Annotated in this window: 18 protein-coding genes; 12 read left to right on the forward strand and 6 right to left on the reverse strand. The window is 60.1% G+C overall.

Annotated elements, in window-relative coordinates:
- Window positions 1–40: 40 nt before the first annotated feature.
- Complete coding sequence (locus L1069_RS18240) at window positions 41–1,384, forward strand: FliM/FliN family flagellar motor C-terminal domain-containing protein (protein ID WP_129370646.1); 1,344 nt, start codon at window positions 41–43, stop codon at window positions 1,382–1,384.
- Between the two features lie 266 nt (window positions 1,385–1,650).
- On the opposite strand, the gene L1069_RS18245 is transcribed toward L1069_RS18240, so the two are convergent.
- The 4 genes from L1069_RS18245 to L1069_RS18260 are packed head-to-tail and all read right to left on the reverse strand — an operon-like array spanning window position 1,651 to window position 3,833.
- On the reverse strand, window positions 1,651–2,076 hold the full coding sequence (locus L1069_RS18245; RefSeq protein ID WP_129370647.1) for a TIGR01244 family sulfur transferase: 426 nt from the start codon (window positions 2,074–2,076) through the stop codon (window positions 1,651–1,653).
- An 11-nt stretch (window positions 2,077–2,087) separates the two neighbouring features.
- The gene (locus L1069_RS18250) at window positions 2,088–2,522 is read right to left on the reverse strand and encodes a DUF6691 family protein (RefSeq protein WP_129370648.1); all 435 of its coding nucleotides are present in this window, start codon (window positions 2,520–2,522) and stop codon (window positions 2,088–2,090) included.
- The gene (locus L1069_RS18255; RefSeq protein WP_134829742.1) at window positions 2,522–2,947 is read right to left on the reverse strand and encodes a YeeE/YedE thiosulfate transporter family protein; all 426 of its coding nucleotides are present in this window, start codon (window positions 2,945–2,947) and stop codon (window positions 2,522–2,524) included. Before L1069_RS18255 ends, L1069_RS18250 begins: the two co-directional genes overlap by 1 nt.
- A gap of 22 nt (window positions 2,948–2,969) precedes the next feature.
- Complete coding sequence (locus L1069_RS18260; protein WP_134829743.1) at window positions 2,970–3,833, reverse strand: MBL fold metallo-hydrolase; 864 nt, start codon at window positions 3,831–3,833, stop codon at window positions 2,970–2,972.
- Window positions 3,834–4,126: 293 nt separating this feature from the next.
- Here L1069_RS18260 and L1069_RS18265 point away from each other — a divergent pair, with 293 nt between their 5' ends.
- Window positions 4,127–4,342, forward strand: a complete 216-nt coding sequence (locus L1069_RS18265; RefSeq protein WP_129370651.1) for a hypothetical protein — start codon at window positions 4,127–4,129, stop codon at window positions 4,340–4,342.
- Between the two features lie 29 nt (window positions 4,343–4,371).
- On the opposite strand, the gene L1069_RS18270 is transcribed toward L1069_RS18265, so the two are convergent.
- Window positions 4,372–4,590, reverse strand: a complete 219-nt coding sequence (locus L1069_RS18270; RefSeq protein ID WP_024089790.1) for a hypothetical protein — start codon at window positions 4,588–4,590, stop codon at window positions 4,372–4,374.
- Window positions 4,591–4,783: 193 nt separating this feature from the next.
- On the opposite strand from L1069_RS18270, the gene L1069_RS18275 reads away from it, so the two are divergent.
- A complete protein-coding gene (locus tag L1069_RS18275) occupies window positions 4,784–5,047 on the forward strand; it encodes a DUF2312 domain-containing protein (RefSeq protein WP_024089791.1) in 264 nt (87 codons plus the stop codon).
- Between the two features lie 94 nt (window positions 5,048–5,141).
- On the opposite strand, the gene L1069_RS18280 is transcribed toward L1069_RS18275, so the two are convergent.
- Window positions 5,142–6,548 (reverse strand): hypothetical protein, encoded by a 1,407-nt coding sequence (locus L1069_RS18280; RefSeq protein ID WP_237456632.1) that lies wholly within the window; start codon window positions 6,546–6,548, stop codon window positions 5,142–5,144.
- 440 nt (window positions 6,549–6,988) lie between these two features.
- Here L1069_RS18280 and L1069_RS18285 point away from each other — a divergent pair, with 440 nt between their 5' ends.
- From L1069_RS18285 to preA, 9 genes are all read left to right on the forward strand, one after another.
- Window positions 6,989–7,408, forward strand: a complete 420-nt coding sequence (locus L1069_RS18285; protein WP_237456633.1) for a GtrA family protein — start codon at window positions 6,989–6,991, stop codon at window positions 7,406–7,408.
- The gene (locus L1069_RS18290; RefSeq protein WP_237456634.1) at window positions 7,405–8,733 is read left to right on the forward strand and encodes an FAD-binding oxidoreductase; all 1,329 of its coding nucleotides are present in this window, start codon (window positions 7,405–7,407) and stop codon (window positions 8,731–8,733) included. Before L1069_RS18285 ends, L1069_RS18290 begins: the two co-directional genes overlap by 4 nt.
- The gene (locus L1069_RS18295) at window positions 8,730–9,467 is read left to right on the forward strand and encodes an SDR family oxidoreductase (protein WP_237456635.1); all 738 of its coding nucleotides are present in this window, start codon (window positions 8,730–8,732) and stop codon (window positions 9,465–9,467) included. Before L1069_RS18290 ends, L1069_RS18295 begins: the two co-directional genes overlap by 4 nt.
- Before the next feature lie 146 nt (window positions 9,468–9,613).
- Window positions 9,614–10,414, forward strand: a complete 801-nt coding sequence (locus L1069_RS18300; protein ID WP_237456636.1) for a hypothetical protein — start codon at window positions 9,614–9,616, stop codon at window positions 10,412–10,414.
- The gene (locus L1069_RS18305; protein ID WP_237456640.1) at window positions 10,348–12,993 is read left to right on the forward strand and encodes an Ig-like domain-containing protein; all 2,646 of its coding nucleotides are present in this window, start codon (window positions 10,348–10,350) and stop codon (window positions 12,991–12,993) included. Before L1069_RS18300 ends, L1069_RS18305 begins: the two co-directional genes overlap by 67 nt.
- A 145-nt stretch (window positions 12,994–13,138) precedes the next feature.
- A complete protein-coding gene (locus L1069_RS18310; RefSeq protein WP_237456637.1) occupies window positions 13,139–13,537 on the forward strand; it encodes a RidA family protein in 399 nt (132 codons plus the stop codon).
- A gap of 88 nt (window positions 13,538–13,625) precedes the next feature.
- Window positions 13,626–14,264, forward strand: coding sequence for a cupin domain-containing protein (locus L1069_RS18315; protein ID WP_237456638.1), 639 nt, complete (start codon window positions 13,626–13,628; stop codon window positions 14,262–14,264).
- Window positions 14,265–14,421: 157 nt separating this feature from the next.
- On the forward strand, window positions 14,422–15,756 hold the full coding sequence (locus L1069_RS18320) for an NAD(P)-dependent oxidoreductase (RefSeq protein ID WP_237456639.1): 1,335 nt from the start codon (window positions 14,422–14,424) through the stop codon (window positions 15,754–15,756).
- A gap of 53 nt (window positions 15,757–15,809) precedes the next feature.
- Complete coding sequence (gene preA, locus L1069_RS18325; RefSeq protein WP_129370662.1) at window positions 15,810–17,114, forward strand: NAD-dependent dihydropyrimidine dehydrogenase subunit PreA; 1,305 nt, start codon at window positions 15,810–15,812, stop codon at window positions 17,112–17,114.
- Window positions 17,115–17,220: the final 106 nt, after the last annotated feature.

The following is a 17,220-nucleotide window of genomic DNA, read 5'->3' on the forward strand; positions in this document are numbered from 1 at the left end:
ACGGGGAAACGGGACGTGCAAGGGGCAGGTTAAACAGCCTATGTCTGAAACAGAAGCAGCAGAGGCAGGCAGCGGCAAGCAAAATGTGCTTGCACGCAAGCTGGCAGCGACAAAGGAAGGTGTTGGGGCGCTTACCAGTTCGTTGACGCTGAAAGCATTGCGCCGGTCGGTGGCGCGGGCAGCTGCAGACCTGTGCGGGTTGCCGGTGGCAGTTCTGGCAGCCCGGCAATCCAACCGCATTCCCGAGGATCTGGCTGACCAGCTGTCGGATAAGGATCTTCTGGTGGTGCTGGACTGTCCGCATGGCAGAATGGGTGCGGCCAGCATGGATGCACCCACGGTGACAGCGCTGATCCAGCAGCAGACCATCGGTACGGTGATGGGCAAAGCACCGGACGAGCGTCACTATACCCCGACAGATGCAGCCATGACGGCAGAGTTTCTGGAACGCACCTTTGGCAAGGTGTTTGCGATGCTGGATGGCCAGGCGGATCAGGCAATCTTTACCGGCTACCGCTTTGGCGCGCAGGTTGAAAATGTGCGCAGTCTGGTGCTGGGCATGGAGGCCGAGGATTACCGGGTGATCGAGCTGAACCTGGACCTGGCCTGCGGCGCCATGCAGGGCGTGATGAAGCTGATACTTCCGGAACCCACTGCCGAAGAACTGCAGGACGGCCAGGGAAGCGGTGCGCAAGGTCCATCTCTGGGCCGCAACCTTGGGGCTATCCGGGCGGAGCTGTCGGCTGTTTTGTGCAAGATGCGGGTGCCCCTGAGGGATTTTGCCGGCCTCAAGGTCGGCGATTCGCTGCCGCTGGATTCCGCCTTTCTGTATGAAACCGACCTGCTGACCATTGGCGGCCAGTCGATTGCACAGGGGCGGCTGGGGCAAATGAACGGCGCGCGTGCAGTCCGGCTGAATCAGTCCGGGGCCAGGCTGGCAGGCGATGCCGGGGCAGAAGGAATGGGGTTCTCCGACGGGGCAGGCGCCGACATGATGGGCGGCGGACCTCCGGCGCTCGATATGGGAATTGCCGCGCAGGGCCTGCAGGACCCGATGGACGACGCGGGCCTGCCGGCATTGGAAGCGGCACCGGGTCTGGGCGGCGGCGGTCTTGGCATGGACGGCGATGGGCTTCCTGCGCTGGGTGACGGCGGTTTTGACGGCGGCATGGGCGGCATGGATGACGCAATGGGTGGAATGGGCGCAATGGATTTGCCCGGTCTCGGCGACGATGCCGCTTTGGGCATGGATGGGCTGGACGGCGGGCTGCCTGACTTGCCTGACCTTCCCGCGGTCGACTTGGGAGATTTTGACCCGGGGGATGCCGCGGCAGAAATCTCGCAATTGGCAGGGCTGGACGGCGCATTGCCAGGAAACAACTGATTTATTAAGTTCTTTGCGCTGCGAACCGCCATCATTCAGCCCCGGAATCCAGGGCCTTTTCCCGGAGCCGCCGCGGCCAGCCAAACCCTTATAGCCGTTCCAAACGGTTGGCGGCCTGCACATTCATCCAGTGCAGGCTCCGGGTCCGGTTGACGCATTGGGTTCCGGCCAGGGGGGATCAGTATTGGTCAGATCCGGGGTTCCTGCGTCGGCCAAAGGCTTGGCCGCTGCCTGCAACATTCGACGCAGGCAGAGTTTTCACAGGGTTAGTTTCCCGCCAGGGAATCAAGTGCTGGCCGCAACCCGTCCAGTTGATAGCCGGCAGCCGCGGTTTTCAGCAGAATGTCATCGGCGCACATATCGCAGGCCTGACTGAGCGCCCAGACCACAGAACAGCGGGTTCCGGACGCGCAATAGGCCAGCACCGGGCCTTCGCAGCCTTCATACAGCGCCCGCTGACGGGCTGCATTCTCGGGTGTCATGGTCTGATGGGTGAGCGGCAGAACCTCGAACCGCAGGCCTGCGGCTTCGGCGGCTGCGCGGATTGCCTCTGCCTGATGGCTGGGCGGCACTTCCGCGTCCGGTCTGTTGCAGATAACCGTTTTGAAGCCGGCGCCGGCAATGGCGGGCAGGTCCTCAGCCGAGATCTGCGGCGAGACCGAATAGCGGGGGGTAATAACGCGTGCATCCATATCCTGAGTCTTTACGCGTTTGCGGCGCGCCGGTCCAGATGCCGGCTGAACCTGGGAGCGGCTATCATGCCGCAGGCCATCGCCGCCAGGAACAGCGCGCCCTGCCAGCCGTTATAGCTGAGCGCGGCCATTGCAGGACCGGGGCAGAGCCCCGCCAGGCCCCATCCCGCGCCGAACAGAATGGATCCAAGGATCAGCCGCCGGTCCAGCCCGGCGCGCGGCAGGGCGGGGAAGCTGCCCCCAGCCGCAGGCTGGCGCCCTTCTGCCAGCCGCCAGGCCAGTGCCATCGGCAGCAGCGCGCCGCCCATCACAAAGCCCAGTGTGGGATCCCAGCGGCCAAAAACATCCAGCCACCCTTGTACTTTGGCGGTGTCAGTCATGCCTGACAGCATTAGTCCGGCGCCAAACAGGCTGCCTGCAATCAGCGCCAGTAAAATCCGAAGCATCAGATCACTCCCATAACCTGGCGCAGAACTGCCAGCGTCAGGATGCCTGCCAGCATGAATGCCGCCGCCGCGGTGATGCCACGCAAGGACAGCCGGGAAACACCGCAGACCCCGTGACCGGAGGTGCAGCCGTTGGCCATCCGCGTGCCAAGGCCGACCAGAAGCCCGGCAATGATCAGCACGGTGGCGCTGCTCGTAACATGGGTTTCCGGTGTACCGGCCAGCAGGCCAATCAGCAGCGGAACGGCAACCAAACCTGTGATGAAGGCCAGTCTTTCGGCTGCAGAGCTGCGGCCGCTGCCATCCAGCAGCCCGCCCAGAATACCGCTGGCACCCATTATACGGCCGTTGCCCAAAAGATAGACGGCACCGCCAAGCCCGACCAGCATGCCGCCCGCCAAGCCCAAAATCCAATCCGTTTCCATGATCGCCTTCCGCTTGCTTCGGTCAGATTTTGTTGATCGGGATCTTTAGAAATACATCGCCCTGATCATCCGGTTCCGGCATCTGGCCTGCGCGCATATTCACCTGCAGCGACGGCAGGATCAGACGCGGCATACCCAGTGTCGCATCACGGGCGTCGCGCATTCTGGTGAATTCCTCAATGCTGCGCCCTTCGCCGATATGCACGTTCAGCGCCTTTTGTTCGCCTACGGTGGTTTCCCATGCGTAATCATCGCGGCCCGGTGCCTTGTAATCATGGCCGACAAAGATGCGGGTGTTGCCGGGCAGCGCCAGGATCTTTTGGATCGAATTATACAAATCGGTTGAAGACCCGCCGGGAAAGTCACACCGGGCGGTGCCGAAATCAGGCATGAACAACGTGTCGCCGACAAAGGCCGCATCCCCGATCACATAGGTCAGGCAAGCGGGTGTGTGGCCCGGTGTGTGCAGCACCTCGCCGCGCATCTGGCCGATCATGAACACATCGCCTTCGCGGTACAGGCGGTCGAACTGGCTGCCGTCGCGCTGAAACTCGGTGCCTTCATTAAAGATTTTGCCGAAAGTGTCCTGAATCACGGTGATCCGGGCGCCGATGCCGATCTTGCCACCCAGCTGTTCTTGCAGGTAGGGCGCGGCAGACAGATGGTCGGCATGCACGTGGCTTTCCAGGATCCACTCTGTCCGCAGGCCTTCATTTTTGATCCAGGCGATGATGGCATCCGCTGATTCCGTGCCGGTGCGGCCCGCTGCCTGGTCGTAGTCCAGAACGGAGTCGATAATGGCACAGGCGGAGCCCTCAGGCTCAACCACCACATAAGAAACGGTGTTGGTGGCTTCGTCGAAGAAGGCCTTGACGGCGGGGGTCATCTGTTTCTCTCCCTTGAGTTTGGATAATCATATATTGATTAGAGAATGTGTTTCAAGGATGCCGGTGCGTAGACCGATGGTGCCGTTGAAATCATCGCAGCCGGTTGACCTGTGTCAAGACAGGGCAATGTTGCGCTGCAGTATGCTTGGCAGGCGTGCGTGACGCCTGCAAAACCGTCAACCGGCCGGAAAAATTTCACAAATAGGCGGTCGAGCGCCTAATTTTTGCGGGCTTTCACGCAGCTGTTGTGAAATACCAGCGTAACCCCATCATGATCCAGGGAGGACTGCCAATGACACAAGAAGATCTGCTTCACACTGTTGAAAATCTGGAAACCCGGATTCTTGAAGAGACCGGTACTGCCCGGCTTGCCATGCGGCCTGAATTTATCCGGTTGCTGGATCACATGCGCAAGACGGGTGCTGCGGTGCCGGGCCGCTTCCGCCGTTTGGAAGCCGCGCTGTGCGAAGAAGCGGTTGAGGAGATGTTTGACAATATGCCGGTCTAGCCGGTCAGTCAGGCAGGGCGCCCCAGGCTTCAGCCCAGGAAAATGCCCGTCATAACCAGCATCAGTCCCAGAACTGACAGAAGCAGGGCGCCCAGATTGTAGGGCAGCACTGATTGCACGACCGCACGCAGGGCTTCGTCGTCCAGTTTTTGGCGGCGCGCACGCGCGACGCGGACAATGCACCAGACCAAGCCCAGCAGACCGGCGATGGACAAGGCGGCTCCGGCCCAGACGATGAGTTCGAACATTTGCGTGCTCCTGCGGTTTTCGCGCTGCGCCGCGCCTAGCCGATCCGGGCTTGGCGTGCAAGCCGCGAGGGGACGGGCGCCGGTTTTTGCCGCTCGGCGGGTCTCTGCGGCTTTCCTTGCTTGCGGCGCAGCGGGCGGGGCGCTATCCCCTTGCTCCGACAGCAATTGACAGCATGTGCCGACGGAGCCGCAGATGGATATCACCGAAGACGAAAAAAGCGAAAACTACCGTGTGACCGCTGGCGAACTGCGCCAGTTCATCGAACGGTTCGAGCGTTTGGACGAAGAAAAGAAGACCATCGCCGAACAGCAGAAAGAGGTGATGGCCGAAGCCAAGGCACGCGGCTACGACACCAAGGTCATGCGTAAGATCATTGCGCTGCGCAAGCGCGACCAGAACGACATCGACGAAGAAGAAGCGGTGCTGGAAATGTATAAGGAAGCTCTGGGCATGTAAGCCCGGCGGGGCCGCGGTCCCGCGTGAATTTCTGCTGGTGCCGGAGGGGTTTGCCCGCTTGCGGCACCAGCCGGCTGATGCAGGTCCATCCGGCTTATTGTGAGCTGCCGGTTTCCGGCAGGGCCTTCACACGGATGCGGCGGGTCAGCCGCCCTGCGCGCCGGGCGGCCTCCTGGAACACCACCGCATAAAGCCCCCAGAACAACGGGTGCAGCGTGTATCTCATACGCTCCTGTTCCGGCCCGTTCACTGCATGCGCCACGCCCAGGAACAGCACCACCGACAGCAGCATCACCTGAAAGAAGGCCCGGCGTGTGCGGTCCTGATCCCGGCGGGCCAGTTCCGCCAGGGCGATCAGCGCGAACAGGTTCAGCGCCAGGGTCAGGAAGCGCGACAGGCTGGGGTCGATTATGATCTTGTTCTCGGCCGTCAGCACCCGCTTGGTGTCGGGGATCTTTGGGAAACGGTCCCAGTTCAGCGGCGGGTAAAAATATTCGTTCGGCCACAGCGACAAGCTGGTGAAAGCCCGCACCACAACGCCGGCGGTATATTGCACCGGGCTGGCAGCGATGACCTCGAGCGATTTCTTCAGGCAGGTCTTGGAATAGGGGATCATCCGCGGATCATTCAGCGCTGTGCCGGTATGCTGGCCGATCAGCCCGTGGACTTGGGCAAATGTTTTGAACGAGCAGCCTTCGACCGGCTCAGGCGCGGTTTGCGACGCATTGAGGCCAAGCCAGCTGCCGGAGCTGAAGATGCCGAACACCGCCTTGTTCTTCACCGACGGCAGCAGCGTGACTGCCAATGTCAGGGCCAGGATGGCCGAACGGGCAGGGGTTGCTGCGGTCTTGAACAGCAGCAGCCCGGCCACCAGCAGGATGTAGATCGGGTGGAACAGCGTCCAGGTCAATGACAGCACCGCCAGACAGGCGCAGAACTGCAGGAAACAGAGCGTCTTTTGCGTTTTCAGAAACAGCAGGGCACAGAGGCAGGACAGCGCAAAAAACGCTGAGGTGAAATGGGCATAGAGGAGGAAATTCTCATAATAAAACACGGCCGGCGACAGGATATAGGCCAAGGGCAGCAGCCAGGCCAGACGCCGTGATTGCGCCAGCAGCCGCAGCGCCGCAAACATGCAGGCGGCGGTCAGGACGCTTAGCACCAGGTGGCTGCTCCAGATCAGCTGGATCATGCAGGTGTCTTGAGCACCGCAGGCCTTGGCGGCGATCCCCAGCAGAAAATTCCAGAACGGAGGCTGGGAGTGCAGGGTGAGCAGGGCATCCAGCAAACCGTCATGCAGCTGCTGCGCCGGGAGATGCTGGTAGGAACCATCCAGGTGAACGGGATCGGGGTGAATGTCGAGCAGGCCGGCTGCCAGCAGCCTGGAGGCCAGGATGATGACGCCTGCCGCCAGCGCAAACAGCGCTGTCTCACGCGGCAGAGCAGCGCTGGCCGGTGCGCGAACGGCTGGCTTGGCGGATGGAATCGATTGATTTGTCATGCCCGTCCTCAACGTTTTTATGCCCTTATAGGTTAATCCGGCGCAGTTTGAAATTCCCCGCAGGTACTGGCCGGCAAGGCGGGCCAGCCAGCGGGCAGTTTGACACCTAGCCAAAAAGTGATGGTGCTGATACAAATCGGACCGGAAGTAAAAGCATCTTTCGGTTGATTTCATTTGACGACAGATTCATCGCTTAGGACCGGCCAGCCCGGTATGCTTGCCGTCGATTTGGATGGCACTCTGCGGCGCAGCAACATCCTGTGTAAAAGCTCCTGGCCTTCCTTCGGGCGGGATTGGAACAGCCTGTTCACCTCGGCAAAGGCGCTGTTTCAGGGGCGGAGCGCGCATTTGCCGGGCGCTGTGACGCAGATGCAATCCACCTTGGTGTTTTTGTCGTTCAGCCTGATTGTACTGGCTGTTGCGGTCCGGGGCTGCGCGCTATGACATTGCAGCAGCTTCTGGTCCGCTACACGGCCTTTGCGGTTGTTGCCACCGCGGTCAATCTCGTCACCCAGCGCGCGGTCCTGCAATTGGGTGAAAGTGCTGTGCATTTCACCGCCGCCATGGCAGCGGGCACCCTGGCCGGGCTGGTTGTAAAATATTTGCTGGATAAGCGCTGGATCTTCTTTGATCAGCATAGCGGTCTCAAGCATCAGGGGCGGACATTTTCGCTGTATGCCTTGATGGGTGTCGCAACCACAGCGGTGTTCTGGATCACGGAAACGCTGTTTTGGATAACTTGGGGAACTGATGGTGCGCGCGAGGCCGGAGCTGTCCTCGGGCTGGTGATCGGCTATACGGTTAAATACCAGCTGGACCGGCATTTTGTGTTCACTCAGGGCGCAAAGGAGACGGAATGAAAATGCTGTCAGGCTGGGGGAACTACCCGGTGGCACGGGCACAGCTTATGGCCCCCCGGAACGAGGCTGAGCTGCAAACCATGATCGCCGGTCACCCCTCGGTCATCGCCCGCGGCAATGGCCGCGCATATGGCGACAGCGCTATCGGCCTGCCGGCGACATTGCACATGCGGCATTTCAACCGAATGATCTCGTTTGATGCCGAAACCGGGCAATTGGTTGCTGAAAGCGGGGTGTTGCTGGGCGATATCATCTCGGCCTTCCTGCCGCGCGGGTGGTTTCCAGCAGTGGTGCCCGGCACCAAGTTTGTGACCCTTGGCGGAGCGATCGCAGCGGATGTGCATGGTAAGAACCACCATAAGGAGGGCAGTTTCCGCAATTGCCTGGATTGGGTGGATGTCATGGGGCCGGACGGCACGCTGCGCCGTTGTTCGGCGCAGGAGAACAGCGAATTGTTCGGCTGGACTGCCGGCGGCATGGGGCTCACCGGGATCATTGTCAGGGCCGCGATCAGGCTGTGGGCGGTGCCGTCGGCCTGGATCCGGCAGCAAACACAGCCGGCCGCAAATCTGGATGCCGCAATCGAAATCTTCGAGCGGTCGGCCAGCGCAACCTATTCGGTGGCGTGGATCGATTGCCTGTCGGAGGGCAGCACGCTGGGCCGCTCGCTTGTTATGCTGGGTGAACATGCGGAGTTGCAGGACCTGAGCGCGCAACAGGCGGCCGCCCCCTATGCCATCGCCAGTGCAAAGACCCGGCAGGTGCCGCCGGTGTTCCCCTCCTTTTTGCTGAACCGCTTCAGTGTCCGGGCCTTCAATTCGGCCTACTACTGGGCGGGCGCCCGCAAGGCCGGGATGCTGATTACCGACTGGAACCGCTACTTTTTCCCGCTTGATGCATTGCTTGGCTGGAACCGGATTTACGGACGCAAGGGGTTTGCCCAGTTTCAATGTGTACTGCCGCTCGACAGCGCCCGGTCCGGCCTGCGCAGTCTGCTGCAGGCGATCTCGGCCGCCGGGCAGGGGTCTTTCCTGGCGGTGCTCAAGCGGCTGGGACCGCAGGACAGCCCGTTCTCCTTTCCGATGGAAGGCTACACGCTGGCGCTGGATTTCCCGGTCAATCCGCGCAGCCTGGCGCTGATGGAGGAGCTGGACCGGATCACCATTGCCCATGGCGGCCGGTTCTACCTGGCCAAGGACAGCCGGATGCACGCGGACACTTTGCGCGCGGCGGATCCCAGGGCTGCGGGCTTCACCGGAATGCGGCAATCCTCCGGGCTGCACCCGTCATTTCAGTCCGCACAATCGCAAAGGCTTTCGCTATGACAAAATCTCCTGTTCTGATCCTTGGCGCCCGTTCGGACATCGGCTTGGCCGTGGCCCATGCCTTTGCCGCACAAGGGCATCCAGTACAGCTTGCCGCCCGCCGGGCGGACACGCTCGGGGCTGAAAAAACGGATCTTGAACTGCGCCATGGCGTGCCGGTGAGTCTGCATGAATTCGATGCGCTGGCGCTGGAAGATCACGAGGGTTTTGCCGATGCACTGCCTGAGCTGCCGGGCATCGCGGTTTGCGCCATCGGCTACATGGGCGATCAGGCGGAATGCGAACAGACGCCCCAGCAAGCAGCCCAGGTGCTGCGGAGTAATTTTGAGGGCCCGGCGAGCATTCTGGCGGCTCTTGCCAACCGGTTCGAGCAGCGCGGCACCGGCACGCTGGTGGGCATCAGTTCAGTCGCCGGTGAGCGCGGCAGAGCGTCCAATTACGTCTATGGGTCGGCCAAGGCCGGCTTTACCGCATTCCTATCCGGGCTTCGCAACCGGCTGGCCCGCAAAGGTGTTCATGTTGTCACCGTGCTGCCCGGGTTTGTCGCCACGCAAATGACCGAGGGCATGGACTTGCCGGCCAAGTTGACTGCTCAGCCTGAAGAGGTGGCAACAGCAATCACCGCCGCCGCATCCAAAGGCCGGAATGTTGTGTATGTGCGGCCTGTGTGGCAGCTGATCATGCTGATTATCCGTAACATTCCCGAAGCGGTCTTTAAGAAGACAAGTATCTGAGCACGGGCGGTCCTATCTTTGGATAGACTTGCCATTTAAATTGCCGGCTTGCAGTCCTTGGTTGTATAGAATTGAACACTTTTCCTTAACACTCTCGAAAGGGCTGGCCGGATAGCGTCACAGCCGGGTAGCTTCAGAGTGGGATTGTGAACAGCAAAAAGAGCATTACCGGCACCAGCAGGGGTGACCGGATTCTGGCGGACAACGAGCATTACGTTATTATGGCAGGCGCCGGCGGCAACAAGATCCTTGCCGGAGATGGCAACAACAAGATCGAAGCGGCTGATGGCAACGATCAAATTCTCGTTGGAGATGGCGCCAACGAGATCAACGCAGGCGGCGGCAAGAACAAGATCAATGCCGGCGACGGCGGCAACCGGATCAGTACAGGCAGCGGCAATGACGCCATCGTCGCAGGCGACGGTGACAATGTGATCAACGCAGGCGGCGGCAACAACAAAATTACTGCAAGCGATCTGTGGGACAGCGTTAACACGATCACGGCTGGCAGCGGCCACGACAAGATTATTGTTGAGGAGGGGACCAGCCGTATTTCCGCCGGGGATGGAAAGAACAGTATCACGGCCGGTGATGGCAATAACGTTTTCCAGCTGCTGGACGGCAGCGCACAGATCAAGGCCGGCAGTGGTGACAACCAGATTAGCACTGCAGCTCAGAACGATGCCATCCAGGCCGGCGACGGGACAATCAGGTTCAAGCCGGCGGCGGGAACAACCGCATTAAGCTGGGCGATGGCAGCAATTCTGTGCAGGCAGGATCCGGCCGGGATGATACTCGGCTTGGGGATGGAGGCAACTCTGTCACGGATCTTGGCGGCACCAACAAGATCACGGCTGGCGATGGCGACAACGTTTTGCAGGTGCTGGATGGAAGCGCCCAGATCAAGGCCGGCAGCGGCGATAACGAGATCACTACCGCTGGATTGAACGATGTTATCCAGGCTGGCGACGGCAACAACCGTATTCATGCAGGGGCCGGGAACAACCGCGTCAAACTGGGCGATGGCAGCAACACCGTCGAAACCGGTACCGGAAAGGACAATCTCAGGGCTGGTGACGGCGATAACATGATTGTCGCAGGCGGCGGTGACAATGCGGTAAAAGCGGGTCACGGCAACAACGCAGTTCAGACTGGTGCCGGCAGGGATGCAATCCAGCTTGGAGACGGCAACAACACGATCACGTCACTTGGCGGCAACAACAAGATCAAGGTTGGACACGGGCAAAATGCAATTGAAACCGGGGACGGCGCCGACAGCATCAAAACCGGGAACGGCGGCAATGATATTTCTTCCGGCGGTGGCAATGACCGCATCCAGACCGGCAACGGGGATGACCGGATCAGCAGCGGCGCGGGTGATGACTATGTCAACGCCGGACGTGGCTATGACACCGTGGTGCTGAGTGGAAGCTTTCAGGACTACGACCTTGATCTGAGCCGCTACAACGGCGGCCGCGGCAAGGCGTATATCACATCGCGCGCGGGCAGCGAGGGGGGCCAGGGGACTGACACGCTTCTTGGGGTCGAGGCGCTTTTGTTTGAAGAAGACGGGCTCCTCCTTGATCTGAATGCGCCAGTCGGATTGCAACTGCAGGATGATCAGATCACGGCAGAAGGCGAAGACCCGCTTGCAATATCGCTGGAAACACTGCTGGAGAACGACGCAGAAACGCTCGCCGGTACCTCCCGCGTTCGCGTCGATGACGTGAGCGCCGGCGGTCTTCGGGTGGGCTTCGACGGCGGCATCGTCACCTACAACGCCGATGACCTGTTGCAAGGCCTGAAAGAGGGGGATGTCTTTGAGGACAGCTTCACTTACTACGTAACAGATGCCTTTGGGAACCGTTCTCAGGCCACGGTAAATGTGACCCTCACTGGTGAAAATGATGTGCCTGTCGCAGATGACGACGACCTGAACGGCGGTCTGAGACCTTTCAGCGGCTATACTCCTTCGCCTGAATGGACTGTCCAAGGGGCGGGGGCCATTCTTCCTTGGGGGACAACCGTGGCCGGGATGAAAGACGGGGGCTATGTTGTTGTCTGGCGGGCGCATAAGGCCATGGGAACCGATGAAAGATCAGACATTTGGGCCAAAATCTATGATGCCGACGGCAGTGTAATTGCTGAAACGTTCCTCGTGAACAGTTTCACTGAGGGTTATCAGGTTGATCCGGAAGTCACAGTTCTCAGCGATGGTAATATTGTGATCGGGTGGGGCAGCAACTATGACACTGATGATGCCAAAAATGAGTTTCCGGTCCGTATTTTTGACAAGGAAGGCAATGCAGTAAGTCAGGAATTGGTGGTCAATGAAGCTTCTGATGAAACTGTCAAAGACGCAGAGATAACCGCACTGAAAGGTGGCGGCTTCGTCGCAGTTTGGACGACTTCTGCTCAGGAGACCGATTTTCGCATAGCTTTGTTTGACAACAACGGCAGAAAAATCGGGGACGAGGTTGTTTACAACCTGCCTGATATTGGCGCCCCTATCGTTCCTTCGGTGATCGCTCTTGAAAGCGGCGGTTATGCAGTTGCTTGGTCTCAGCCTGACTATGAGCCTTATTACCGTTCCGGAGGTTCAAAGACGATCAAGGTTCAATTGTTCGATGAAACCGGCAACACCGCTGCTGCTGAATTTGATGTCACCAAGCCCGCAGGCCAGCTGGACAGTTTCCCGGATGTAACGGAAGGGCCGGACGGGCAGTTGCTTGTTGTTTGGAAGTTCTATGACCCGGATGTTTCCGGCAGTACTGCCTATTTTGCAAAAACCATCGACCACGAGGGAAAGGTACTGGTCGATGAATTTCAGGTCCATCAAGATGCGGCCGGCGGGTCCGGCGACAGCCCTCCAAAAGTTGCGTGGCTTGAAGATAGCAATTTCGTTATTGTCTGGGGCGCACCGGGAGACAGCGATCCGGCAGAGGCTGCATGGGCCAGGCATCCAGGTGTTTGGGCGCGGGTTTTCAGTTCAGAAGGCGAGCCGCAAGGTGATGAATTCGTGGTCAACCAGCAAACCATGGATACGCAAAGCTATTACGAAATCGAGGCGCTTGAGGGCGGACGGTTCATCATCACCTGGGGGGATAACTATAATGGTGACCCGGTAAAGTACACTGTATTCGAAGGCGATGGTTCCCCCGTTGAACTGCCTTATGGTTTTGAAGATGAAGTTGCTGAAATTGCAGTGCTTGATCTGCTGGCCAATGACAGCGATCCGGATGCAGATGCTCTGACGTTTGCTCTTGCTGCCAGTACCAGTGAATACGGTGCTTTGGTGTCCTATGATGCGGAAACGGATACCCTGTTTTACGATCCGACCGCTGCCGGCGGCATCCAATCGCTCTCTGACGGCGAGGTGCTGGAAGACAGCTTTACCTACACGATCTCCGATGGGCAGGGCGGCACTTCCGAGGCGACAGTGACCATCCTGGTCGGCGGCCTTGATGAGGCTGATGCAGGGGCAGCCCCACTGTTTGCACAGGAAGATTACGGCGTGCTGCTGTAAATGGGACCTTGGCTGTGCGGGCGTCTGCCCGTGCGGCCAATGGCCTTCGGGTGATGAGCTTCAGCGTGATAAGTTTTAAGCTTGAAATAAATACCGTGGCAACGGTATGGTCGCTGGCAGGCCGCATCAGCAAAGGAGCCCCGTCATGCCAGCCATCAGCGTGCATCCCGAAGGGTGGAAGCCCGCCAAAGGTTATGCCAACGGCATGGTGGCCGAGGGCAAGCTGCTGTTTGTCGGCGGCCAGATCGGCTGGACCGCGGATCAGGTGTTTGAGGCACAGGGTTTCATCGGCCAGATGAGCCAGGCACTGCAGAATATTCTGGAAGTGGTCGAAGCCGCAGGCGGGTCTGCGAAGGATATCACCCGGCTCACTTGGTTTGTGACCGACAAGGCCGAATATCTCGCCCATCAGGCAGAAGTCGGAAAAGCCTACCGTGCGGTGATGGGTTATCACTTTCCGGCGATGACTATGGTGGTCGTTTCGGCTTTGGTCGAGGATGAGGCAAAGGTGGAAATCGAAGCCACGGCCGTACTGTCCGCTTGACGCGATGCGTCACACGGTTTCGTGAGCGCTCTTTCCATGGGCCGTGCCGGACGCCACATTCCAAGGCGCAGAGCCAGGGGAGAGCGACATGCGGATCAACGCCGATTTCACCAAACGGGCAGCGGTGCATTTCGATGAAACACCTTGGGTGGCAAGCCCGGCGCCTGGGGTCGAGCGCAAGATGCTGGACCGCGTTGGCGAGGAAGTGGCCCGCGCCACCACCATAGTCCGGTTTGCACCGGGCTCTGCCTTTGCTCCGCATGTGCATGACGGCGGCGAGGAATTTTTGGTGCTGGACGGTGTGTTTCAGGACGAACACGGAGATTTCCCCGAAGGCTCCTACATCCGGAACCCGCCGACCACCAGCCACACGCCTGCTGCGGCCGAAGGGGCAGTGATCCTGGTGAAGCTGCACCAGTTCGATCCAGCCGACCGGACCGAAGTGAAAACCCGCATCTCCGGCACTGCAGCGCAGCAAGAGCTGTTTCAGGACAGTGTTGAAACGGTGACCCTGCAAATCTGGGCGCCGGGGCAGGCGATTAACCTGGATGCCCCTGGCGGCGTAGAGGTGTTTGTGGTGCATGGCAGCTTTAGCGAAAACGATGAAGCGTTCACGCGCTGGGACTGGCTTCGGCTGCCGCCGGGCAGCCGTTTAGTGGCCACGGCTGGCGCTGAAGGTGCACATGTCTGGGTGAAAACCGGCCATCTTGCGCAAATGACTGCCTAGGCCGGTAACGCGTTTTTGCCCTGAAATCAAGTCTTTGAATGCCGTTCCTGCTGGGGCGGCATTTTTTTTCGCCAAGTAAAAATTTTACCAGTTGATAAAAAATCAGACTGTGGCAGTCTAATAGGCAAGAAGAATGTAATAATCAGGGAGACACCCAATGGCGACCAGCCATCAGGCATCCGGCATTCAGGCAGCGCGTTTGGACGCTGCTGGAATTGCTGAGAATTTCTCGGACCTGCACCCAGCCTATGATGCGCATGAGGCAGCAGTGGCGGCGGATCGCTGCTATTTCTGCTATGACGCGCCTTGCATGACGGCCTGTCCGACCAGTATCGACATTCCCCAGTTCATCCGGGAAATCCAGGCGGGCCATGCCGAAAGCGCGGCCAAGACTATTCTGGACCAGAACATCCTTGGCGGCATGTGCGCCCGGGTCTGCCCGACCGAGACGCTTTGCGAAGAAGTCTGCGTGCGTGAAACCGCCGAAGGCAAACCGGTTGAGATCGGCCGCCTGCAGCGCTTTGCCACCGACACGCTGATGGAGAAAGGCGTGCATCCTTTCACCCGCGCCGAAGCAACGGGCAAAAAGATCGCTGTTGTCGGGGCAGGCCCGGCGGGTCTTTCTGCGGCGCACCGGCTGGCGATGCTTGGCCATGACGTGGTGGTTTATGATGCCAAATCCAAGGCCGGCGGCCTCAATGAATTTGGCATTGCGGCCTATAAATCCACCAACGGCTTTGCTGCGCGCGAGGTTGACTGGCTGCTGCAAATCGGCGGCATTACAATGGATTACGGCAAGAAGCTGGGCGCGGATCTGTCGCTGGACGGGCTGGCGTCCGGCTATGATGCCGTGTTCCTCTCCATCGGTCTGGCCGGGGTCAATGCCCTGCGTGCGCCTGGTGAGGATAAGGACGGCGTGCGCGACGCTGTGGAATTCATTGCTGAGCTGCGCCAGGCGGAGGACCTGACCGCGCTGCCCGTGGGCCGCAATGTGGTGGTGATCGGCGGCGGAATGACCGCAGTGGACGCTGCTGTGCAGTCAAAACTGCTGGGCGCTGAAAACGTCACCATAGCCTACCGCCGCGGGCGTGAGGACATGGGCGCCAGCCGGTTCGAGCAGGATTTGGCCGCCTCCAAGGGGGTGAAACTGATGTTCAATGTCATGCCCAAGGCGGTTCTTGGCAACGGTGCTGCTGCTGAGATCGAACTGGAGTATACAGCGGTTACGGACGGCAAGGTTTCCGGCACCGGCGAGACCGTGCGTCTGGTTGCAGATCAGGTGTTCAAGGCCATTGGCCAGACACTGGAAGGCCAGCCTGACGCGCTGGAGCTTGAGGGCCGCAAAATCAAGGTCTCAGAGACCGGACGGACTTCTATGGCCGGGGTCTGGGCCGGGGGCGACTGCGCCTCGGGTGGCGAGGACCTCACCGTGACTGCCGTGGCCGAGGGCCGCGACGCTGCAATGGATATTCACTCCAGCCTGATGGGCTGAGCCAGCGCGGCGCAAGTTGATTGCGCCAAGCTAGCCTGAAGAGGAGAGATCAAATGGCTGATCTGACAACAGAATTTCTGGGGATCAAATCCCCGAACCCGTTCTGGCTGGCCTCGGCGCCGCCAACCGACAAAGAATACAACGTCCGCCGCGCTTTTGAGGCCGGCTGGGGCGGTGTGGTCTGGAAGACGCTGGGCGCCGAAGGCCCGCCTGTGGTCAATGTGAACGGCCCGCGTTACGGCGCGATCTGGGGTGCCGACCGGCGGCTGCTGGGGCTGAACAACATTGAGCTGATCACAGACCGCCCCCTGCAGACCAATCTGGAGGAAATCACCCGGGTCAAGAAAGACTATCCGGACCGCGCCATCATCGTCTCGATCATGGTGCCGTGCGAAGAACAGGCCTGGAAAGACATCCTGCCGCAGGTCGAGGCCACCGGCGCGGACGGGATTGAGCTGAACTTCGGCTGCCCGCATGGCATGGCCGAGCGTGGCATGGGCTCTGCTGTGGGGCAGGTGCCGGAATACATCCAGATGGTCACCGAGTGGTGCAAGAAATACTACTCCAAACCGGTGATTGTGAAGCTGACGCCGAATATCGCAGACATCCGCCAGCCGGCGCGGGCGGCACATGCGGGCAAGGCCGATGCGGTCAGCCTGATCAACACCATCAATTCGATCACTTCGGTGGATCTCGACAGCATGGCGCCGGAGCCGACGATTGGCGGCAAGGGCACCCATGGCGGCTATTGCGGCCCGGCGGTGAAACCGATTGCGCTGAATATGGTGGCAGAGATTGCCCGCGATGCGCAAACCCGCAACCTGCCGATTTCGGCGATTGGCGGCGTTACCACTTGGCGCGATGCGGCTGAGTTCATGGCGATGGGGGCCGGCAACGTGCAGGTTTGCACTGCGGCGATGACCTATGGCTTCAATGTGGTCAAGGAAATGATCTCGGGCCTGTCCACCTGGATGGATGAAAAGGGCTACACCTCTACCCAGGACTTCATCGGCATGGCGGTTCCGAATGTGACCGACTGGCAGTATCTAGACCTGAATTTCGTGGCCAAGGCCAAGATCAATCAGGACGATTGCATCAGTTGCGGCCGCTGTTTTGCAGCCTGCGAGGACACTTCGCATCAGGCGATTGCGATGAGCGAGGACCGGGTGTTCACGGTTAAGGACGACGAATGCGTCGCCTGCAATCTTTGTGTGAATGTCTGCCCGGTCGAGGGCTGTATCACCATGGAAGAAGTGGCCGCGGGCCGGATTGACGAGCGCACCGGCGAGGTTGTCTCGGACGATTACGCCAATTGGACAACACATCCGAACAACCCGGCAGCCACGGCTGCGGAGTAATCCGCCGCCTGAGCTGGCTCCGGGTGTTCTCCCGCCCGTCGTCGGCCTCCTGCGGGAGGCGCTCCTCCCGTTGGGGGCGGGGGCGCCCCCCCCGGGGGGGGGGGGG

Origin of the sequence: Leisingera sp. MMG026 (assembly GCF_021654205.1) — a bacterium.
In the GTDB taxonomy this organism is placed as follows: Bacteria; Pseudomonadota; Alphaproteobacteria; order Rhodobacterales; family Rhodobacteraceae; genus Leisingera.